We start from the raw sequence: 20,901 nt of genomic DNA on the forward strand, positions 1-20,901 counted from the left end.
CAGATGAAAAAAATTCTGTTTGCTACATCAGAAGCAGTACCTTTTATCAAAACAGGAGGACTCGCTGATGTTGCCGGCTCACTGCCTAAGTGCTTTGACAAAAAATATTTTGATATACGCGTGATCTTGCCGAAATATGCCTGCATGAAACAGGAATGGAAAGACAAAATGGAGTATGTGACCCATTTTTATATGGATCTGGGATTTAAGAACTGCTATGTAGGCATTATGCAGATGCAGTATGACGGGATCCAGTTTTACTTCATTGACAATGAATATTATTTCAGCGGTCCGAAACCATATGACAGTGCACCATGGGATCTTGAGAAATTTGCTTTCTTTTCCAAAGCTGTGTTATCGGTTCTTCCGGTGATCGGATTCAGACCGGATATCATCCATTGTCATGACTGGCAGACAGGACTTGTTCCGGTTTACCTTCACGATTCTTTCCAGGAGAATGAATTCTTCCGTGGAATCAAGACTGTTATGACAATACATAACCTGAAATTTCAGGGTGTATGGGATGTTAAGACTGTTAAGGATATCACAGGCCTTTCCGATTACTACTTTGCGCCGGATAAACTGGAAGCATACAAGGACGCAAACTTCCTGAAGGGCGGTATGGTATTTGCAGATGCCATTACCACAGTAAGTAATACCTATGCAGAAGAGATCAAGACACCGTTTTATGGTGAGAAGCTGGACGGACTTCTCAATGCGAGAGCCAACAGCCTGCGTGGTATTGTAAATGGTATTGATTACAATGAATTCAATCCGGAGACAGATCCGAATATCACCAAGAATTACAATGCAAAGAACTTCCGCAAGGAGAAGATCAAGAACAAGATCCAGCTTCAGAAAGATCTTGGACTTGAGCAGGATCCGAAAGCTATGATGATCGGTATTGTATCCCGCCTGACAGATCAGAAGGGATTTGATCTGATCGCTTATATTATGGACGAACTGTGTCAGGATGCGGTTCAGATCGTTGCTCTTGGTACCGGTGAGGAACGTTATGAGAATATGTTCCGTCATTTTGACTGGAAGTATCATGGCAAGGTATCTGCACAGATCTACTATGATGAGGCAATGTCTCACAGAATTTATGCAGCATCTGACGCATTTCTGATGCCGTCACTGTTTGAGCCATGTGGCTTAAGCCAGCTGATGAGCCTTCGTTATGGAACTCTTCCGATCGTCAGAGAGACCGGTGGTCTGAAGGATACAGTTGTCCCGTACAATGAATTCGAGGGAACCGGAACAGGATTCTCCTTCGTAAATTACAATGCACATGAAATGCTTGCTACGATCCGTTATGCAGAGAGTGTATATTATGACAAGAAACGTGAATGGAATAAAATGGTAGATCGCGCGATGGCTGCAGATTTTTCCTGGAACAATTCCGCACGTCAGTATGAGGAAATGTACAATTGGTTAATTGGTGAGTAAGGATTCACCGAAGCGGTTCTCGCAATAAAAAGGCGCAGACGACAGATAATATGTCGTTTGCGCTTTTTTATTGCGGGAATATACATGGATGTTATTGTATGTCTGCAAAAAATATGAAGGTGTTTGTTTATCAAACAGGAATTGTGCTAAAGTGAGAAAAAATATAAATGTTAATGATAAATAACTTTTGAATTGGTATTATTTGTACGAAACTTATCAGATTAATCAGTTATTGTCAAATAACTTAAATTGTGTTACATTTATATTAGTGCATCGTTTTTGAAATAACTATACCATTCACTTGTCTGTGAATCCGATTGATATAGTTATTTACGAAACGATGTACCAGTGGATAATACAGATATATGTATTGACCATGTAAATTGTACTTATGATGAGGTGACAATATGACACTGGACAAATTAAAGACTGGAGAATGTGGCAGAATCATCAGTGTTCGTGGCGAGGGGGAGCTGAGACATCATCTTCTGGATATGGGGCTTACACCGGGGACAGAAGTGTCTCTTCGTAAAACAGCTCCTATGGGAGATCCGGTACAGCTTGTGCTGCGCGGATATGAGCTGACATTGCGGCTGGCGGAAGCTGCAAAGATTGAGATCGTATCGATCGAATCCATGACGGAAACGAAGAAAGAAAATGAACGGCATCAGCCGATTGCTCATCCTGGTGTGGGAGAACTTGGAAAGGCTCGAGATTATCGTAAGAACCGGATCGGTGATACGATTCCCAAAGGGGAACCGATCACGTTTGCACTGGCAGGTAATCAGAACTGTGGAAAGACAACTCTTTTTAATCAGCTGACAGGTTCCAATCAGCATGTTGGTAACTTTCCAGGTGTAACTGTTGACAAGAAAGAAGGAAGCATCCGGAGGCATCCGGAGGCAACGGTAACGGATCTTCCTGGAATCTATTCACTTTCCCCGTATTCCAGCGAGGAGATCGTAACAAGAGATTTTCTGCTGAATGAGAAGCCGACAGGAATCATTAATATTGTAGATGCTTCCAATATTGAGAGAAATCTTTATCTTACCATGCAGCTGATGGAGCTTGGAATCCCAATGGTGCTGGCCTTAAATATGATGGATGAGGTAAGGGCAAATGGAGGCTCTGTTCGGATCAATGAACTGGAGGAGATTTTAGGAATTCCGGTTGTACCTATTTCAGCAGCGAAGAATGAAGGAATTGATGAGCTGATCGATCATGCAGTCCATGTTGCAAGATACAGAGAAGCACCGGGAAGAATTGATTTCTGTACTGACAATCAGTCACCGAAGGATCCGGTAGGCGCACTTCACAGATGTATCCATGCAGCCGTTCATTTGATCGAACCTTATGCAAAAAAAGCAGGACTTCCTGTACGTTTTGCAGCTACGAAGATCGTAGAGAAAGATTCTCTGATCGAAAAACGTCTGGCTTTGCCTGAAGGTGAAAAAAAGGTTCTTGATGGGCTGGTACATGTTATGGAGAAGGATGGCGGTCTGGACCGTGAGGCAGCTCTTGCGAACATGCGCTTCAATTTTATTGAAAAGCTTTGTGAGAAAACTGTGGTAAAACCGGCAGAAAGCCGTGAACATAAACGAAGTGTCGCCATAGATCGTATCCTTACCGGAAAATATACAGCAATTCCCTGTTTTGTGGGAATTATGGCAATTGTATTTGTGATGACGTTTAATTATCTGGGAGCCTGGCTTTCAGACGGAATGACTATGGTCGTGAACTGGGTAATTGCACTTATTGGCAGGGGACTGGAGGTGGCAGGTGTCAGCTCAGTACTGCAGTCACTGGTTGTGGATGGAATTTTAAGCGGTATCGGAAGCGTGATTGGATTTCTTCCTACGATCGTTACTTTGTTTTTCTTCCTGTCAATCCTGGAAGATACCGGATATATGGCTCGTGTAGCCTTTGTTATGGACAAGCTCCTTCGAAAGATCGGACTTTCCGGAAGAAGCTTTGTGCCGATGTTGATCGGATTCGGCTGTTCGGTGCCGGCCATTATGGCAACCAGAACATTATCCAGTGAACGTGACCGGAAAATGACGATCCTGATTACTCCGTTTATGAGCTGCAGTGCCAAGCTTCCAATCTACGGACTTCTCACCAGTGCATTTTTCCCGAAGCAGTGGAGAGGAGTTGTGATGATCAGCCTTTATTTTGCAGGAATTCTCTGCGGGATCCTGTATGCGCTGATCCTGAAAAAGACGAAATATAAGGGAGAGCCGGTTCCGTTTGTCATGGAGCTTCCCAATTACCGGCTTCCTTCTGCAAAAAGTGTAGGACAGCTGATCTGGGAAAAGGCGAAGGACTTTATACAGAAAGCGTTTACAATTATTTTTGCGGCAACGCTGATCGTGTGGTTCCTGCAGAACTTTGATGCAGGTCTTAACCTTGTTACCAGCACAGATCAGAGCCTTCTGGCAAAGATCGGAAGCATCGTGGCACCACTTTTTGCTCCGCTGGGCTTTGGTGACTGGAGAGTATCCACCGCATTGATCACGGGCTTTATGGCAAAAGAGAGCGTTGTGTCTACGCTGACAGTCCTTCTGGGCGGAAATACGGCATTGCTTCAGACTTTATTTACACCGTTTACTGCTTACGTATTTTTGATCTTTACCTTGCTCTATACACCCTGTGTTGCAGCTATTGCAACTGTGCGTCGGGAGATGGGAACTGTAAGAGCTGCCGCCGGTATTGTAGCAGTACAGTGTGCCACTGCATGGATCGTTGCGTTTGCGGTACATGGTGTGGGAATGATGCTTGGATTATAGAAAAAATACCTTACATATGGCTTTTCACAAACTGCAGAAAACATTCTGCAGAGGTTGTGAGAGCCATATTTTTTTTATGGGCAATTCCAACAGATAGCTTTTTCAGTCCATTAACCGGGACAGCAACAAGCGAAGGCTGACGAAAGAACTGAAAGCTGCTTTCTGTAAGAAGGCTGATCCCTTCGCCAATTTCCACTGCGCTGACAATAGATTCTGCGCGGGCAGTACGCAGAAGCTGAGGGTGGATCCCTGCATTATGAAAACTTTGCATACAGAAACGGTAAATGGAGGTGTGCGGAGGCATCAGGATAAAAGATTCTTTTTTCAGTTCGGAAAGAGAGACCGATTTTTTGGACGCAGAGGGATGAGCTTCAGGAAAAACAGCAACCAGACGGTCTGCTGTGAGAGCATGAAAAGTATAGAGCTCCGGGTCTATCATGTGTTTTCGTACAAAGATCAGATTAAAAAAGTCTTTTTCAAGACCGGAAAGAAGTTCTTCGTCTTCTACCTCCTTCAGAGAAAAAGAAAGCTCCGGGTGTGTATCACAAAAACTGTGTATCACAGAAGTAAGATGGTACTGAGAAAGAAAAGGAAGTGTTCCAATATGAAGTGCCTGGAGCTTACTGTCCTTAAAATGGTACACTGCTTCCAGAGAACGATGATACTGTCTGGAAATCTTAAGTGCTTCTTTGTAAAAAAACTCTCCTTCAGGAGTAAGCACAGCAGTACGCTTGCTGCGGTCCCATAAGGTAAGCTCCAGTTCTTTTTCCAGTTTCATGATCTGCTTGGAAAGGGAGGACTGGGAGATATGCATAGCTTCTGCAGCATCAAAAAAAGTCCGGGATTGAGCTGCACAGATAAAATAGTCGATCTGTTCAAGAGTCATGGTAACACCTGCCTTTTAGAAAATAGTGACGAATCATTCCATATTGGAAACAATTATATCATAGAAAGAATTGATTCACCATGTAAAAAAGAGATAAAATAACATAAGAAAATAAAGATGTTACTGAGAACGGAGTGAACAGTAATATAAAGATAACGCAGGAGGTTTTTTATGGCAGAAAAAGTAAGAGATCTGAGAAGTGCTCTGGCACTTCTGGAGCAGATGCCAGATCAGCTGATCGAAACAGAGGTGGAAGTTGATCCGATGGCAGAGCTTGCAGGGGTATATCGTTATGTAGGAGCCGGTGGAACGGTGAAGCGTCCCACAAAGGAAGGACCTGCCATGATCTTTAATCGTATAAAAGGACACCCGGATGCAAGGGTAGCTATCGGTCTTCTGGCAAGCAGAAAAAGAGTTGCTGCTTTACTTGACACTCAGCCGGAAAATCTTGGAAAGATGTTCTGCAAAAGCGTGGAGAATCCAATTCCACCGGTCGATCTTGAAGGTGATGCACCGTGTCAGCAGGTGGTGCATAAGGCAGCAGATCCGGATTTTGACCTCTATAAGCTGGTTCCTGCGCCAACGAACACACCGGATGATGCGGGCCCGTATATCACACTTGGCATGTGCTACGCCACACACCCGGATACTGGAGTTCACGATGTGACCATTCATCGTCTTTGCATTCAGGGAAAAGATGAGCTTTCCATTTTCTTTACACCTGGTGCCAGACATATCGGAGCAATGGCAGAGCGTGCTGAGGAGCTGGGACAAAGGCTGCCGATTTCTATCAGTATCGGAGTTGATCCTGCTATTGAGATCGGTTCCTGTTTTGAGCCGCCTACAACACCACTGGGGTATGATGAGCTGTCTGTAGCCGGTGCACTGCGCAAAGAGCCGGTGGAACTCTGTAAATGTTTAACCGTTAACGAGCGTGCCATCGCCAATGCGGAATACGTGATCGAGGGAGAAGTGATCCCGGGTGTGCGTGTAAAGGAAGATCAGAATAGCAATACCGGATACGCCATGCCGGAGTTTCCGGGATATACAGGGCCTGCAAGTGATCAGTGTTGGCTGATCAAGGTTACAGCAGTGACACATCGTGAAAATCCGATCATGCAGACCTGTATCGGGCCAAGTGAGGAGCACGTATCCATGGCGGGAATCCCTACAGAAGCCAGCATCTATGGCATGGTGGAAAAAGCAATGCCAGGAAGACTTCAGAACGTATACTGCAACAGTGCCGGAGGTGGAAAGTATATGGCTGTCCTTCAGTTTAAAAAGCTTTCTCAAAGTGATGAGGGAAGACAGCGTCAGGCTGCACTTCTTGCATTTTCCGCCTTCAGTGAGCTGAAAAATGTATTTCTGGTAGATGAAGATGTGGACTGCTTTGATATGAATGACGTACTTTGGGCGATGAATACGAGATTCCAGGGGGATGTGGATGTGATCACCATTCCGGGTGTCCGTTGTCATCCTCTTGATCCGTCCAATGATCCTGCATTTTCTCCAAGTATCCGTGATCATGGAATTGCATGCAAGACTATTTTTGACTGTACGGTGCCTTATGATCTGAAGGAAGATTTTCACAGAGCCCATTTTATGGAACTGGATCCGGAGAAATGGCTGAAAAAATGAAAAAGAGAATTATAGTTGGTGCGACAGGTGCAAGCGGCCTGCCGCTCCTTGTAAAATGTCTGGAGATCATCCGGGAGAATCCGGATTTTGAGTCTTATCTGATCATGAGCTCCAGTGCAGAGCTGACTCTTCGCCAGGAGACGGAGCTGGAACCGGAGGATGTGAAACGATTGGCAGATCATGTATGTGCACCGGGAGAGATCGGGGCAAAACCGGCCAGTGGTTCTTTCAAAACAGAGGGGATGCTGATCGTGCCCTGCAGCATGAAGACGATCGCGGGGATCCACAGTGGCTATGCGGATAATCTTATTCTGCGTGCGGCAGATGTGACGGTCAAGGAACAGAGAACACTGGTGCTGGCAGCCAGAGAAACACCGTTAAGCGGGATTCATCTCCGAAATCTTTATGAGCTATCCATGCTTCCGGGAGTACGGATCATTCCGCCGATGCTGACGTTTTATCATAAACCGGAGAGCATTGATGATATGGTGTATCATATTGCGGCAAAGCTTTTGGAACCGTTTGGGATCGAAGCAAAGGAGTATCGCAGATGGAATGGATTGTAAAAGAGTGTGTGGAGACTGCAGGCTGTAAGCTGGAGGTCAGTGCTGCATTTGTCGGAGAGGATGTGCTTATCTGTCTGAAAGGCGGAGAGAGACCTCATCTGGGATGTGTGGTGCAGACGGAACCGAGAGTGTCTCTGACAGGGGATGGTTCTGTGAGTGCGACTTCTTCAGTTTTGAATTTTCCGGGACATAAGGACGAGGTGATCTGCCGGTGGATGGCGGAGAAGGTTTCGAAAGAGCTGGGAAAGAGAGTGGTTTGCACCGGGGGATTTCATAAGGATGGTATTTCGGAGAAAGAGATCCGGGAGGTACAGGGAAGTGTTGTGCGTCTGACGGAGATGGTGATAGAAGGACTGCAGCGGTAGTTGAGTAACGAACGGCTGGAACCTGCTAAAGTTATTTTCCAAAAGTCCGAGACTTTCTTCGCTCAAACAGCGAATTTTTGAAAAATAACGCAGATTCCAGCCGTCTAAAATGTTTCTGTATTCTATTTATTTTCAAATATATTCTCGCGGGTAATATTCTTAGCCCACTTCCCACTAAGATACCTTTTGATCACCCATGGCCACTTCACAAATTCATCCGTACAGAGCAGAAAATACACCCACATAACCGGCAGCTTCAGTACAAAAGCAGCGAAGAATCCAAGGGGTACTGCATATACCCACATATCAATGGTATCACAGATCAGACCAAACTTTGTATCACCACCTGCCCGGAACACACCGGCGATCAGGGTTGTATTTACGGCAGACCCCATAATATAATAGCTGTTGATCAGAAGCATATATTTCAGATAATGCATGGCAGTGGGTGTCAGGGACGCAAATCTCATTACGAACGGTGTGATGGCAAGAACGATAAGTCCGCCCAAAAAACCTGCAATAACAGTAAGCTTCAGTGTTTTGGAAGCATAACGCCTGGAACGTTCCAGATCGCCCTGCCCCATAACATTGCCTAGAAGGATACCTCCTGCACTGGCAATACCGAAACAGAAAACAGAGCCGATATTACGGACTACTACAACCAGAGAATTGGCAGCAACCGCATCCGTACCAAGATGCCCCAGGATCACAGAGTACATGGAAAAACCAATACTCCAGGAAATATCATTGCCAAGAGCCGGCAGGGAAAGCCGCACGAAATCACTGAACAGCAGTTTGTTTTTTGTGAACATACATCGGAGATCCAGTCGGACATTTTTGCTGAAAGCAGAAATAATAAAACAGGCAATCAGCTCGATCATTCTGGAAAGTGCAGTAGCAATAGCCACACCGGTAGCACCAAGCTTGGGTGCTCCGAACAATCCGAAGATAAAAGTCGCATTCAAAAGGATATTCAGTCCAAATGCCAGCATATTCATCGCCATGCTGGTAGTTACCCGGCCAATGCTTCGAAGGACAGCCAGATAAACCTCCGTCATACCCCAGCAGATATAGGTGATACCCATAATGCGGATATAGGAAGAACCAATGGCCAGAAGCTCCGGATCGTTGGTGAACAGTCTCATCATCATCTGTGGCATGGTAAATGCAACGAGTGCCACGAGAACAGAGATGATCATGGAAAAACGAAGAGCGATTCCCTCGATGATCTGAATGGCTTTGTAATCTCCCTTTCCATAATACTGGGCACAAAGCAGGGTGGCTCCCGTACCAAGACCGTAATAAACCATAAACAGGACATTGGAATAATTCGCTGCCAGGGATACTGCGGAGATGGATGACTGACCTACAAAGTTCAGCATGATAACATCGGCGGAATTGACCGCTGCACTTAGCAGATTCTGAATGATGATGGGGATGACAAGCTTAACGATCTGTGGATAAAAATCATCCTGCTGTGAAAGTTGATTTCTCATTTCCTCCTCCAAAAAAATACAATTACAATGACGTGAAAAACAGTAAATCACATACATGGTAACTGTGTCAGCTTTCGTAAAAGTGAAAGCAGACATGATTGCACGATAACATAGTTTACAGGCAGTGTCAATCGGCAAACTGCAAAATTGTTTAAACAACTTACGGAAAAATGACGAATACAAAAAATGCATAAAAAATTATATCAGCAGTTGTTGAGATTTCCAATCCATGATAAACTGAATGAAGATATTTTTCAGAGAAAGAGGAGTAAAAAATATGCCAGTTTTTGATTTCAGCGCAGCGCCGGCAGATAAAAAAGAGACAAAAAGCCAGTGCACATATACAACATTTCGTTCTAATGAAACAAAAGCCACACCGGAGAAACCGATGCTGATCCTGGATAACAGCAAAAGAGAGTGGAAACATCATTCCTGCGGATATTTTTCCAATCCTGCGAAGCAGACTGCATTTGAGTTTAAGGAAGAGGACGGTGTTTTTCCGGCAGACATCCTGAAGATCGATTCCCGTTTTACAAGCCTGATCAAATGGCTCGGAGAAAATCATATCAACATCCGTCTTTCAGGACAGAATACAGAGGAAGGATATGCTGTTTACAAAATCCGTGAGATCGCTTTTGGCGGAGGCACCAAGCTTTCTGCTGAGGACGGATTTCTTCAGTTTATGATCGAGCGTCTGTTTGCAAGCAGTGCGCCGGCAGAAGAAAATGAGAACGATGAGGAGGAAGAAGACGGTGACGATATGAAGCTTACCAGTATTCAGAGTATCACCGACTTTATGAACTGTGCCGGAAAGACTATGCCGGATAATATCCGTCTCTGGGCAAGAAGAAATCTGGCAGTTGCCCGTTCTCATGAGGTTTCTCAGGAGGAAAGACGCCATGCCCAGAGAGCACTTTCCATCATGATGAATATTCAGTGGAAGCATAATTATTTTGAGTCTATTGATCCGAAGGAAGCACGTCGTATCCTGGATGAGGAGCTTTATGGAATGGAGCGTGTAAAACAGAGGATCATTGAGACGATCATTCAGATTAATCGTACTCATACACTTCCTGCCTACGGACTGCTTCTTGTAGGACCTGCAGGTACCGGTAAATCTCAGATCGCTTATGCAGTTGCAAGAATCCTGAAAATGCCGTGGACAACCTTGGATATGAGTTCGATCAATGATCCGGAACAGCTTACAGGAAGCTCTCGTGTTTATGCAAATGCCAAGCCTGGAATCATCATGGAGGCTTTTTCCATGGCAGGAGAATCCAATCTGGTATTTATCATCAATGAGCTTGACAAGGCTGCATCAGGTAAAGGAAACGGAAATCCGGCAGATGTGCTTCTGACACTGCTGGATAACCTTGGTTTTACAGATAACTATATGGAATGTATGGTTCCGACAGTTGGTGTCTATCCTATTGCCACAGCCAATGATAAGGCACAGATCAGCGCACCTCTGATGTCACGTTTTGCAGTGATCGATATTCCGGATTACACACCGGAGGAAAAGAAGATCATCTTTTCCAGATTTGCGCTTCCCAAGGTTCTGAAACGTATGAGTCTGAAACAGGAAGAATGTATCGTAACGGATGAGGCGCTGGACGCAGTAATTAAGAAATTTGAAGATACCACAGGAATCCGTGATCTGGAGCAGGCTGCGGAGCATATTGCGGCCAATGCCCTGTATCAGATCGAGGTGGATCATGTGAAGGCTGTAACCTTTACCCCCGAGATGGTACAGGAGCTTCTGGACTGACAAAGGGATCTGTTTTGCAATGATAAAAATGCTTCCGGAGATTTTTTCGGAAGCATTTTTGGCTGAGGGAATGCACCTGTTTATGCCGGGCCTGTCTGATCGTAAAGGAAAATTATAAAAATAATGAAATCAGGGATTGCCTGAGAAAGTGTAAATGTGTATAATGGGATAAAAGAGCGTGCGCGTGAACACAAAGCACACAGGAGAGGTTTTGGAGGGTAAAATATGGCAGTAACATTACAACAGATTGCGGAAGCAGCAGGAGTTTCAAGAGGCACTGTGGACAGGGCACTGAACAACAGAGGCCGTATCCGCCCGGAAGTAGAGGAAAGGATCAAAAGGATCGCCCGGGAGATGGGATATCAGCCCAGCCGTGCCGGTCGTGCCCTTGCCATGGCAAAGAGGAAAATCCGTATCGGTGTGATCCTTCAGTATATGGAGACTCCTTTTATGCAGCAGGTTTTAAATGGGGTCCTGGAAGCAAAAGAAGAAGTGGAGAGCTTTGGCGGAACAGTAAAGATCTATGAGATCGAGGGCGTGGAACCAGAAAAAGTAATGGCTGCAATGGAAGAACTCCGGGAAGAGGGCTTTAATGGAATCGCGCTGACTCCATCAGAAGATCAGCTTTTGAGAGCGAGGATCAATCAGTATCAGGAAGAGTATGGAATTCCGGTAGTTACCTTTAATGCGGATCTGGAAGATACAAAAAGGTTATGCTTTGTGGGACAGGATACCTTTCAGGCCGGTCGTACGGCAGCAGGCCTGATGGGGGAGATGACAGGCGGAAACGGGCAGGTTGCCATAATTTCCGGACAGGTTGCCAATCCTGGTCTGATCAGCAGGCAGAAAGGATTTACGACAGAGATTAAAGAAAGCTTTCCGGGAATCGAGATCGTGGATATAAGGTATTCTTATGATGACGAATGGGTGGCATCCAAGATCGTGGAAGAATTTCTGGAGCTATATCCGGAGCTGACCGGGATCTATATTACGGGTCATGGCGTAAAGGGTGTCTGCCAGACCTTGCAGAAGCTTGGAAAGGATAAAACCATGCATGTGATCGCCAATGATTTCCTGGAAGAAAATCTGAAATGGCTGAAAGAGGGGACGATCAATTTCCTTATCGGTCAGGATGCGGCTGTACAGGGACATTCTCCGGTGATTATTTTGTTCCAGCTTCTCTTTGACAGCAAGGCACCGGAAAAGGAATACCAGTATACAGATATTGTGATCCGGACGAAATATAATATGGGTTAAAAAGGAATTGCTGTTGCGTATAGAACCCATGATCAGAAATATCATATGGCAGAATCCTGTACAGGGAAAGCAGATTCAGGAGGAAAAATGAATTATAAAAATGTAAAGATCGCAGAAGGTGCCAGGATCGCAAAGCAGTCTGTGATCCTTGGAAATGTAACGATCGGCCGTGACAGCTGTGTATTATATTATGCGGTGATCCGCGGGGATGATGCGCCGGTAGTGATCGGAGAAGAAACAAATATCCAGGAAAACTGTACCATTCATGTGAGCCACAACATGCCGGTCCATATCGGAAACAACGTTACTGTGGGACATAATGCGGTGATCCATGGATGTACCATCGGAGACCGGACATTGATCGGAATGGGAGCCGTGATCCTGGATGGTGCAAAGATCGGAAACGACTGTATCATAGGAGCCGGCAGTCTTGTGACTAAAAATGCGGTGATCCCGGATGGTTCTCTGGTAATGGGAAGTCCGGCCAGGATCAAACGAAATCTTACCTGGGAAGAGAAGCTTGGTATCGTGGAAAACAGCAAAGAATATCTTGCTGTGTCCGAAGAGATGAAAGCACAGGATGTATTATAAAAAAGTGAAGAAGACATTTGTAAACGGACAGCTCCGACTGCTTTGTAATATGAGAAGCAGTCGGAGCTGTAACTTTGTTATATAAAATGCTTATATTTATCGTTTTTTTATTTATCGATCACTTCCACCGGTGTGTCATCCCGTGCATCCAGATCGTTGATATATTTTTTGGTCTCTTTTACGATCACATTGGAAAGCAGTAGTACTGCGATCAGGTTTGGAATAGCCATCAGTGCATTCAGGATATCCGCTACGGTCCATACCAGGTTCAGAGAAATAACAGGGGAGATGGCAGCTACCGCAATATACAGCACACGATAGGGAATGAGTCCCTTTTTGCCGGAGAAATACTCCACGCACCGCTCGCCATAATATGCCCATCCAAGGACTGTAGAATATGCGAAGGAAATGATACCCACTACAAGGATCACAGGACCAAGAACCGGGATCTGCTGAAAAGCCAGTGTAGTAAGAACACCGCCATCAGTGATATTTCCCATGTCGATCGAAGGATTTTTCATAATACTGGTTACCAGAACAAGACCGGTCATCAGACATACCACAACGGTATCCCAGAATGTACCGGTGCTGGAAACGAGAGCCTGACGAACCGGATTTCTTGTCTGTGCGGCAGCAGCGGCGATGGGGGCAGAACCCATACCGGATTCATTGGAAAAAAGTCCTCTTGCGATTCCATACTGCATGGCCATCATGATACCACGTCCTACAAGACCTCCTGCAGCAGCACCAGGGGTAAATGCAAATTTGCAGATGGTTTTTACTGCGGGAATGATAAAATCGAAATTGATCCCCAGGATGATGATACATCCGATCACATAGAAAAATGCCATAAACGGAACAAGACGTTCACATACATTGGCGATGGATTTGATCCCGCCGAAAATAACAAGGGCAGTAAGAACTGCCACAGCAATGCCGATCGCTGCCGGCGAAATATGAAGGTTCTCATTACATACCGTTGCAATGGCATTGACCTGGGTAGCACATCCGATTCCAAAGGAAGCAAAGCCACCGAAAAAGGCAAAGATCAGACCAAGCCAGCGCATATTTAATCCGCGCTCCAGGGCATACATAGCACCACCCTGCATACGGCCGTCTTTGGTCTTGACGCGGTATTTTACAGCGATGAGAGACTCACTGTATTTGGTGGCGATTCCGAAGACACCGGTAAGCCAGCACCAGAGGACTGCACCGGGACCACCAAGAGCAATGGCAGTACCGACACCGATGATATTTCCGGTTCCAATAGTGGAAGCAAGGGCTGTTGTCAGGGCGCCAAACTGGCTGACTTCACCTTCCTCATTGGTATCTTTGGTGACAGACAGGCGAATGGCGGTACCAATCTTACGCTGGATCACACCGGTACGGATGGTCATGAAAATATGGGTGCCCAGAAGTAAAATGATCATCCACCAGCCCCACACCAGACTGTCGATCTGGTTTATCACACTTCCGATTGCATTCATCATAGAAATCTCCTCCCTTTCTCAAAGCGAAATATCCGCAGGACTGCAGAAATAACACAAAGGCGTACAGACACAGGAAATATGTGCTGTACGCCCTTGTACGTTACGCTCTTAAGTTTTGATTATTGTGTCAATTATACAGGAATATTCAGAATAATGCAATAAAAATATTCCCTCTGAACAGAAGATTTTTTGCTTCAATATATGTTGATCAAAACACTACAGGACCTTCTTCGCAGTACATATAAAATCCCGGGCGTACTGTGGGAGATAGGTACCTCTTCGGTATGCAATTGTCAGTGTGCTGAAGACGCCATCTTCACCAATGGAAAAACAGGCTGGTTTTACAGGGAGGTCCATATTTTGGACATAGGTTTCCGGGGTGAAACACATACCAAGTCCTTGCATGCAGAGTTTGACACAGGTTTCTGTGTTGCGGCTCTGAATTGGCACATAAGGCTTGATATGGGCAGCTTTCAATGCTTCCAGCGAAAGCTGTCCGGTAGTCTGTTCTGGAAAATGCAGGATAAAAGGCTCTTCTGCCAGAAGTGAGAGATCAAGCTTCGGGTATATGCCGTGAGTGGATACACTGCCGGCAGCAGCCAATGGGTGCTCCGGAGGCATGATCAGAAGGATTTCTTCTTTTTTCAGCAGTTCGTATTCCAGCTTGGGGTGTTTATGTACTTCATTGAAAATGCCAAAATCAAGCTGATCATTGAGCAGAAGTTTTTCCTGGATAGAATATGCCTCTTCCAGGATATTGACCTTTACTTTAGGATATTTTTGAAAAAAAGAGGTCATGATCTGAGGAACCATACAGGTACTCCTCATCAGTGGGAAAGCAACGTTCAGTTCTCCTTCATTATTTTCTGTAAGATCTTTCAGCTCTTTTTCCCAGTCCTGTTGTATCTGCAGGATCTTTCGGGTATACTCCATATATTTGCGGCCCGCAAAGGTAGGTGTATAGCTGTTTCCGCTGCGGCTGAACAGCTTGGTCCCCATTTCTCGTTCCAGTTTCTGGAGATGCTTGGTCAGGGTTGGCTGGGAAATATAAAGCTCCTGTGCGGCTTTTGTAAGATTCTGATATTTGGCAATGCAGAGAATGTACTTCAGTTCATGATAGTTCATGTTTTCCTCCAACTATTCCATTTTGGCATAATTTTTATGTATAATATGAATTTGACTTCCTGATATGCATATTTTACAATACATCCTATCATCATATCAAGGGGGAAAAAATAAATGAAAAACTGGCTGGAAAAACAGTTCAGACTGTCTGAGTTCAATACAAATATAAAAACAGAACTTCTGGCAGGACTGACAACTTTTGTAACTATGGCGTATGTGCTTGCTACGATCCCAAATATTCTGGCAGGCGCCGGTTATGATAAACACACGACTCTGACAGCTATGATCATTCTGATCATTGTGACCAGCTGTGCAATGGCATTGGTTACCAATCGACCGTTTGCTCTGGCTCCGGGACTTGGAAGCGTTGGAATTATTGCGTCTATGATTACCAATGAAGGCGTAAGTATGCCGATCGCAGCAGGTGTGATATTCTGGAGTGGTGTTCTTTTTATCATAATTTCATTCTTTGGTCTGCGAGAAGCCGTGGTACGTGTGATCCCGGTAAGCCTGAAACAAGCGGTTAGTGCCGGTATTGGTCTGTTTATCGCACTTCTTGGTGCAAAAAACTGTGGACTGATCGTGGCAAATGATGCAAAAAACTGTCTTTCCTTTGGAGATCTTGCATCTCCATCTGTGATCGTAGCAGTGATCGGATTTCTGATCCTTCTGGTGATCAAGGTACGAAATATACCGGGTGGTATGATTCTTGCGATCCTGCTGACCACTCTGGCAGGAATTCCTTTCGGTGTTACACATGCTCCGGAATCCATTTTTGCATTTCCGGCAGGTATCGGCCATCAGTTCCTGAAAGTTGATTTTATGGGAGCGCTGAATTTTGCTTATATTCCATTTCTGATCGCTCTGTTTGTACCGGATTTCTTTTCTACATTCGGAACAGTTCTGGGAGTGGGAGCAAAGGCAGGCTATCTGGATAAGGATGGAAATCTTCCGGGTATTGATAAATGCTTTAAGGTAGATGCGATTGCAACAAGCTTTGGAGCATTGTTTGGAATGCCGAGTCTTACTACTTATCTGGAGTCATCTGCAGGCGTAGAAGCAGGAGGAAAAACGGGACTTACGGTTATTTTTACAAGCATTTTCTTCGGACTTTCGCTGTTTCTGGCACCACTGGCTCTTGTGATCCCATCTGCGGCAACCGGTCCGGTGCTGATCTATATCGGCATCAATATGCTTGGTGCTATGAGAAATATTGATTATTCGGATATTACAGAGTATATTCCGGCATTTTTATGTGTAACCTTTACGATTTTTGCAAATAATATCGCAAATGGTATCTGCGTGGCGCTTCCGGCTTATCTCGTTATGAAGATCGCAGCAGGAAAGATCAAAAAGGTTGAACCGGTCATGTATGTACTGGTAGCAGTCTGTCTGTTGTATTTTTATTCAATTATCTAAGGATGGTGAAATGGTATGGAGCAGGTTCATCTGCTGATCAAAAACGCAAAGGTATTTAATTCCTATCTTAAGAAATTCATATCTGCCAATGTTGCGGTGAAAGATGGAAAATTTTATTACATAGACAGAAAACAGGATACGGATCTTCAGACTGACAATGTGATCGATGCAAAGGGATCATACATGATTCCAGGACTGACAGATATACACATGCATATTGAGAGTTCTATGGCCACACCGGCTTTTTTTGGAAAATGTGCAGGAGAAAATGGTGTGACGACGGTGGTTTCAGAGCCTCACGAAATGGCCAATGTCAAAGGGATCCGAGGGATTCTGGAGATGATCTCTGCGGCAAAGAATGCACCTATCGATATTTTTTACGGGATTCCAAGCAGCGTTCCGTCAACCAGTGAAAAGCTGGAAACAACAGGCGGGATCATTGACTGCAGTGCAATGAAGCATCTGCTGGAAGAAAAAGATGTGGTATGTGTAGGCGAAATCATGAATTACCGGCAGATCATCCGGGAAAATGATCTGGAGATCAGTCGGTTTCTGGAATATCTGAAAAAAGACCATCCGGGATATGTGATCGAGGGACACTGTCCGTCATTACTGGATCTGGATCTTGCAAAGTTTCTTTATCTGGGTATTAATGGTGATCATACAGAACATACTCTTGAGGAAGTAAAGCAGCGGATCGAAAACGGAATGTTTTTTGAGATCCAGGATAAAATGCTGAAACCGGAAATCCTGGAATATATCTGTCAGAACCAGCTCTACGAGTATTGTTCCTTTGTAACAGATGATACTATGGCAGATGTTTTGTATGAGCAGGGACCGCTGAATGCAGTGGTACAGAAAGCGATCGATATGGGATTTCCGATGGAACAGGCAATCTACTGTGCCACATATACACCATGTCAGCGGATGCATTTTTATGACAGAGGAGCTATCGCACCGGGAAAACTTGCGGACTTTATGTTGCTTAAAGATCCGTCCGTTCTTAAACCGGAAGCTGTATTCAAAAATGGTGTTCCGATTTATGCAAAGGATGAACCGCAGTTGCCGCTGTCTGCTTCCACATATGAATTTCCGGCAGATTTTTACCGGAGTGTACAGCTTCCGGAGATTTTTCTGAAGGATTTTCAGGTGAATGCTCCTTTTCAGGAAGGATATGCAACGGTTCGTGTGATAGAGATCAATCCGGATCGTACCCATACTACTGAAAAACTGGTGGAAATGCCGGTGAAAGCCGGAAAGATCTGCTGGGAAAACAGCGGATGTCTTCTGGCTATGGTGGTGGAACGTCATGGGAAGAACGGAAATATCGGCTATGGATTTCTTACAGGCTCCTGCTTGAAAAAGGGAACTGTGGCAACAACATATTTTCATGATCATCATAATCTCTTTGTGGCAGGAAGCTCTCCGGATGATATGTTATTTGCTGTAAACAGGATCCGGGAACTGCAGGGGGGATTTCTGACAGTAAAAGATGGAAGGATCCTTTCTGAACTTGCACTTCCGGTATGTGGGCTTTTATCCGAAAAATCAATCAGGGAGAATGGCCTTGCATTGAAGGCGGTAAGAAAAAGCCTTACAGATCTGGGATATGTGCATAATAATCCGATCATGTCAGTGGCAACACTTGGATTACCGGTAAGCCCGGCACTGAAGCTGACTGATAAGGGACTGGTGGATGTAAAAAAAGGAGAAATTGTTCCGCTGATCGTAAACACAAAGAAAAATAAATAACGTTGTTCTTATTGCAGCAATATAAGCCGGACGTGAGTCGCGGAAGGCGGCATAATAAGGCATAATAATCAGATATCGTTGTAAAAAATCTGCATTTTTCAATCTTATGATTGGAATCTGCAGATTTTTTGTTATAGAGAAAAAACAAAAATCATGGTAAAATAAAAATGCAGGACAAAAAAGGTTAGATCAGGAGAAAACGTATGAAAAAGAATCACTTTGAATTAAAAAATTATGTTATGGCAACCGGCGTTTTTATCTTGGCGGTTATAGCAGGGATTCTTATTTTTTTCGAGTGTGTGCAGAGGGCTGTACAGGTGAATTCTCAGAATACATTGAAGATAAATGTGCAGAGACAAAGTGAACATTTGCGGACGATACTGGATATTAATTATCAATATCTGAATGAGATTGCCTCTGCAATGGGAAGATCAGAAGAACTTTTTTCAGAAGAAAATAAAGAATGACTGATATCCATTTATGAAAAGACAGACCTAGAGAGGGCTGCTCTTATTGATAAGAATGGAGATGCATACTACGACAATGGAGTAACCAAGAATGTTTCTCATCGCAGATATTTTCAGGAGGCTATCAGTGGAGAGCAGACCATCAGCGATCCCCTGGAAAGCAGTGTGGACCATAAGGTGCGGGTGGTTTTAGGTGTGCCGGTATACAAAGACCATAAAGTGATCGGTGTGTTGGGCGGATCCTGTAATGTTACAGCGCTGAGCCATATGCTTTTTAATGATCTTTTTGATGGAGCGGGAAACAGTCTTCTGGCTACAAGTGATGGAGAGATCATTGCCTTTGACAGTGGTTCGGCGTCCGGTACGGAGATCACATATGGAATCAATCTTTTTAAATATTACGGAGAAAAAAATCTCAAAGGAAAGAATACTCTTCAGGATATTCAGGAAGATTTTAAATTTGGCGAAAGAGGTCTGGTGAAGCTTAGCCTCAAAGAGCGAAAAGAAGAGGACCGGTATCTGGCATATATGCCTCTTGGATACAACGACTGGATGATCTGTTATGCAATTCCTGTAAAAAGTGCACAGCAGGCTTATGAATTCATTTCCGGTTATGAAATCCTATTTATGGGAAGCTTCTGTATTCTGGTGCTTCTCCTGCTCCTGTATATTGTTGTAAGAAATAATCAGGAGAAAGCGGAATTGGTGCGTTCTGCCCAGAAGGATGCGCTTACAGGCGTTTATAACAGAGAGAATACGCAGAAGGTGATCGATGCTATTCTGAGAGAAAAAGCTCCGGAAGACTTTCATGGCTTCCTGATCCTGGATATGGATCATTTTAAAGAAGTGAATGATGTTTACGGACATGTCATGGGAGATAATGTATTAAAAATGCTGGGAGGTTTTCTTAAAGAGCAGTTCCGGGAACAGGATGTGATTGGGCGTATCGGCGGGGATGAGTTTGTAATCCTGCTCTGTAATATCGGTTCACGGGAAAATATGGAGAGCAGAATAAAAAAACTTCATGAAAAGCTCAGGGAGATCCGTATGGAAGGCATGGGAGAGCATACATTTACTTTTAGTGCAGGAATTGCTTTTGCACCACAGGATGGAGATACCTTTATGGAACTGTATCAAAAAGCAGATTTTGCCCTTTATCAGGTAAAACGCTCCGGAAGGGATGGCTACCGGATCTATAAATAACAATAAAAAAGACAGAAGATATCCTGAAGAGAAAAAAGGAAATCTTCTGTCTTCTTTTTGTATAAATTGGAATGGGAAGCTTTGATGTCCTTAGGCTTCCGGAATTTTTTGAATGATCGTTCTGTTTATGACAACCAGGAAAGCTACGGACACGATCAGAGAAATGATCTCCGCAATGGGGAAAGACCACCATACTGCGTGAAGTCCGCCGATGGAAGCAAGGATATAAGCAGCAGGTACCAGGACAAACAGCTGACGCATGATAGATACGATCATACTGAATACAGCTTTTCCGAGTGCCTGGAATACAGTTCCCGCAATGATACAGAACCATGCGATCAGATAGTGGATTCCTATGATACGAAGTGCAGGGATTCCGATGGTAAGCATATCTTCGGAAGCACTGAACAGCCCCAGCAGTGTTTTCGGAATAAATTCAAAGGCAAGAAAACCAATGAATGTAAAACAGAATGCGATGAACATGCTGACTTTGACAGTTTTAAGCATACGCTTTCTGTGGCGTGCACCATAATTATAGGCAATGATCGGTGTAATGCCGTTGTTAAGTCCAAATACAGGCATGAAGAAAAAACTCTGCAATTTGAAGTAAACACCAAATACTGCAGTTGCAGTGACTGTAAAC

The 20,901-nt window shown here is 44.5% G+C and carries 17 protein-coding genes; 12 read left to right on the forward strand and 5 right to left on the reverse strand.

Features of this window, described 5'->3' with window-relative positions; translation table 11 throughout:
• Positions 1–3: 3 nt before the first annotated feature.
• Both glgA and feoB read left to right on the forward strand, forming a co-directional pair.
• Positions 4–1,449 carry a glycogen synthase GlgA gene (glgA, locus tag ABCM67_RS12450; protein WP_015524465.1) on the forward strand — a complete coding sequence of 482 codons (1,446 nt, stop codon included), beginning with the start codon at positions 4–6 and terminating at the stop codon, positions 1,447–1,449.
• A gap of 407 nt (positions 1,450–1,856) precedes the next feature.
• The gene (feoB, locus tag ABCM67_RS12455; RefSeq protein WP_173739524.1) at positions 1,857–4,235 is read left to right on the forward strand and encodes a ferrous iron transport protein B; all 2,379 of its coding nucleotides are present in this window, start codon (positions 1,857–1,859) and stop codon (positions 4,233–4,235) included.
• A gap of 10 nt (positions 4,236–4,245) precedes the next feature.
• On the opposite strand, the gene ABCM67_RS12460 is transcribed toward feoB, so the two are convergent.
• Complete coding sequence (locus tag ABCM67_RS12460) at positions 4,246–5,121, reverse strand: LysR family transcriptional regulator (protein WP_118608921.1); 876 nt, start codon at positions 5,119–5,121, stop codon at positions 4,246–4,248.
• A gap of 171 nt (positions 5,122–5,292) precedes the next feature.
• On the opposite strand from ABCM67_RS12460, the gene ABCM67_RS12465 reads away from it, so the two are divergent.
• Genes ABCM67_RS12465 through ABCM67_RS12475 form a run of 3 tightly spaced genes read left to right on the forward strand, consistent with a single transcriptional unit; the run spans position 5,293 to position 7,690 of the window.
• Complete coding sequence (locus ABCM67_RS12465; RefSeq protein WP_173746073.1) at positions 5,293–6,759, forward strand: UbiD family decarboxylase; 1,467 nt, start codon at positions 5,293–5,295, stop codon at positions 6,757–6,759.
• Complete coding sequence (locus ABCM67_RS12470) at positions 6,756–7,325, forward strand: UbiX family flavin prenyltransferase (protein ID WP_044960990.1); 570 nt, start codon at positions 6,756–6,758, stop codon at positions 7,323–7,325. Before ABCM67_RS12465 ends, ABCM67_RS12470 begins: the two co-directional genes overlap by 4 nt.
• The gene (locus ABCM67_RS12475) at positions 7,310–7,690 is read left to right on the forward strand and encodes a hypothetical protein (RefSeq protein ID WP_110102993.1); all 381 of its coding nucleotides are present in this window, start codon (positions 7,310–7,312) and stop codon (positions 7,688–7,690) included. Before ABCM67_RS12470 ends, ABCM67_RS12475 begins: the two co-directional genes overlap by 16 nt.
• A 122-nt stretch (positions 7,691–7,812) precedes the next feature.
• Here ABCM67_RS12475 and ABCM67_RS12480 read toward each other — a convergent pair whose 3' ends face one another.
• Positions 7,813–9,186, reverse strand: coding sequence for an MATE family efflux transporter (locus tag ABCM67_RS12480; protein ID WP_092070399.1), 1,374 nt, complete (start codon positions 9,184–9,186; stop codon positions 7,813–7,815).
• A gap of 277 nt (positions 9,187–9,463) precedes the next feature.
• Between ABCM67_RS12480 and ABCM67_RS12485 the strand changes: the two genes are divergently transcribed.
• The 3 genes from ABCM67_RS12485 to ABCM67_RS12495 all read left to right on the forward strand — a co-directional run bounded on the left by ABCM67_RS12485 (position 9,464) and on the right by ABCM67_RS12495 (position 12,802).
• On the forward strand, positions 9,464–10,954 hold the full coding sequence (locus tag ABCM67_RS12485; RefSeq protein ID WP_110102992.1) for an AAA family ATPase: 1,491 nt from the start codon (positions 9,464–9,466) through the stop codon (positions 10,952–10,954).
• A gap of 225 nt (positions 10,955–11,179) precedes the next feature.
• Positions 11,180–12,211, forward strand: coding sequence for a LacI family DNA-binding transcriptional regulator (locus ABCM67_RS12490; protein WP_110102991.1), 1,032 nt, complete (start codon positions 11,180–11,182; stop codon positions 12,209–12,211).
• A gap of 87 nt (positions 12,212–12,298) precedes the next feature.
• Positions 12,299–12,802 carry a gamma carbonic anhydrase family protein gene (locus ABCM67_RS12495; protein WP_059086860.1) on the forward strand — a complete coding sequence of 168 codons (504 nt, stop codon included), beginning with the start codon at positions 12,299–12,301 and terminating at the stop codon, positions 12,800–12,802.
• A gap of 107 nt (positions 12,803–12,909) precedes the next feature.
• Here the strand turns inward: ABCM67_RS12495 and ABCM67_RS12500 are convergent, their stop codons facing one another.
• Both ABCM67_RS12500 and ABCM67_RS12505 read right to left on the reverse strand, forming a co-directional pair.
• Positions 12,910–14,292 carry a sodium:alanine symporter family protein gene (locus tag ABCM67_RS12500; RefSeq protein WP_118608926.1) on the reverse strand — a complete coding sequence of 461 codons (1,383 nt, stop codon included), beginning with the start codon at positions 14,290–14,292 and terminating at the stop codon, positions 12,910–12,912.
• Between the two features lie 216 nt (positions 14,293–14,508).
• Entirely contained in the window at positions 14,509–15,417 is a 909-nt protein-coding gene (locus ABCM67_RS12505; protein ID WP_059085489.1) for a LysR family transcriptional regulator, read from the reverse strand.
• 114 nt (positions 15,418–15,531) lie between these two features.
• Between ABCM67_RS12505 and ABCM67_RS12510 the strand changes: the two genes are divergently transcribed.
• The 4 genes from ABCM67_RS12510 to ABCM67_RS12525 all read left to right on the forward strand — a co-directional run bounded on the left by ABCM67_RS12510 (position 15,532) and on the right by ABCM67_RS12525 (position 20,258).
• Positions 15,532–16,836: an NCS2 family permease gene (locus ABCM67_RS12510; RefSeq protein WP_021650670.1), complete on the forward strand. Its 1,305-nt coding sequence runs from the start codon at positions 15,532–15,534 to the stop codon at positions 16,834–16,836.
• Positions 16,837–16,851: 15 nt separating this feature from the next.
• On the forward strand, positions 16,852–18,588 hold the full coding sequence (locus tag ABCM67_RS12515; protein WP_092070388.1) for an adenine deaminase C-terminal domain-containing protein: 1,737 nt from the start codon (positions 16,852–16,854) through the stop codon (positions 18,586–18,588).
• Between the two features lie 203 nt (positions 18,589–18,791).
• Positions 18,792–19,055 carry a hypothetical protein gene (locus ABCM67_RS12520; RefSeq protein WP_342992896.1) on the forward strand — a complete coding sequence of 88 codons (264 nt, stop codon included), beginning with the start codon at positions 18,792–18,794 and terminating at the stop codon, positions 19,053–19,055.
• Between the two features lie 9 nt (positions 19,056–19,064).
• Positions 19,065–20,258, forward strand: coding sequence for a sensor domain-containing diguanylate cyclase (locus ABCM67_RS12525; protein ID WP_342992898.1), 1,194 nt, complete (start codon positions 19,065–19,067; stop codon positions 20,256–20,258).
• A gap of 90 nt (positions 20,259–20,348) precedes the next feature.
• Here the strand turns inward: ABCM67_RS12525 and ABCM67_RS12530 are convergent.
• Positions 20,349–20,901 (reverse strand): MATE family efflux transporter (locus ABCM67_RS12530; RefSeq protein WP_342992897.1); only part of this gene is annotated, 553 nt, incomplete at its 5' end.

The organism is Blautia sp. 2227st1_G12_2227SCRN_220401 (assembly GCF_039062885.1).
In the GTDB taxonomy this organism is placed as follows: Bacteria; Bacillota; Clostridia; order Lachnospirales; family Lachnospiraceae; genus Blautia_A; species Blautia_A fusiformis.

Bases quoted from the DNA above. Each gene is read 5' to 3' on its own strand.
- glgA (WP_015524465.1), top strand. From the start codon at position 4: ATGAAAAAAATTCTGTTTGCTACATCAGAAGCAGTACCTTTTATCAAA.
- ABCM67_RS12465 (WP_173746073.1), top strand. From the start codon at position 5,293: ATGGCAGAAAAAGTAAGAGATCTGAGAAGTGCTCTGGCACTTCTGGAG.
- ABCM67_RS12485 (WP_110102992.1), top strand. From the start codon at position 9,464: ATGCCAGTTTTTGATTTCAGCGCAGCGCCGGCAGATAAAAAAGAGACA.
- ABCM67_RS12495 (WP_059086860.1), top strand. From the start codon at position 12,299: ATGAATTATAAAAATGTAAAGATCGCAGAAGGTGCCAGGATCGCAAAG.
- ABCM67_RS12510 (WP_021650670.1), top strand. From the start codon at position 15,532: ATGAAAAACTGGCTGGAAAAACAGTTCAGACTGTCTGAGTTCAATACA.
- feoB (WP_173739524.1), top strand. From the start codon at position 1,857: ATGACACTGGACAAATTAAAGACTGGAGAATGTGGCAGAATCATCAGT.
- ABCM67_RS12480 (WP_092070399.1), bottom strand. From the start codon at position 9,186: ATGAGAAATCAACTTTCACAGCAGGATGATTTTTATCCACAGATCGTT.
- ABCM67_RS12520 (WP_342992896.1), top strand. From the start codon at position 18,792: ATGAAAAAGAATCACTTTGAATTAAAAAATTATGTTATGGCAACCGGC.
- ABCM67_RS12515 (WP_092070388.1), top strand. From the start codon at position 16,852: ATGGAGCAGGTTCATCTGCTGATCAAAAACGCAAAGGTATTTAATTCC.
- ABCM67_RS12505 (WP_059085489.1), bottom strand. From the start codon at position 15,417: ATGAACTATCATGAACTGAAGTACATTCTCTGCATTGCCAAATATCAG.
- ABCM67_RS12470 (WP_044960990.1), top strand. From the start codon at position 6,756: ATGAAAAAGAGAATTATAGTTGGTGCGACAGGTGCAAGCGGCCTGCCG.
- ABCM67_RS12490 (WP_110102991.1), top strand. From the start codon at position 11,180: ATGGCAGTAACATTACAACAGATTGCGGAAGCAGCAGGAGTTTCAAGA.
- ABCM67_RS12500 (WP_118608926.1), bottom strand. From the start codon at position 14,292: ATGATGAATGCAATCGGAAGTGTGATAAACCAGATCGACAGTCTGGTG.
- ABCM67_RS12460 (WP_118608921.1), bottom strand. From the start codon at position 5,121: ATGACTCTTGAACAGATCGACTATTTTATCTGTGCAGCTCAATCCCGG.
- ABCM67_RS12475 (WP_110102993.1), top strand. From the start codon at position 7,310: ATGGAATGGATTGTAAAAGAGTGTGTGGAGACTGCAGGCTGTAAGCTG.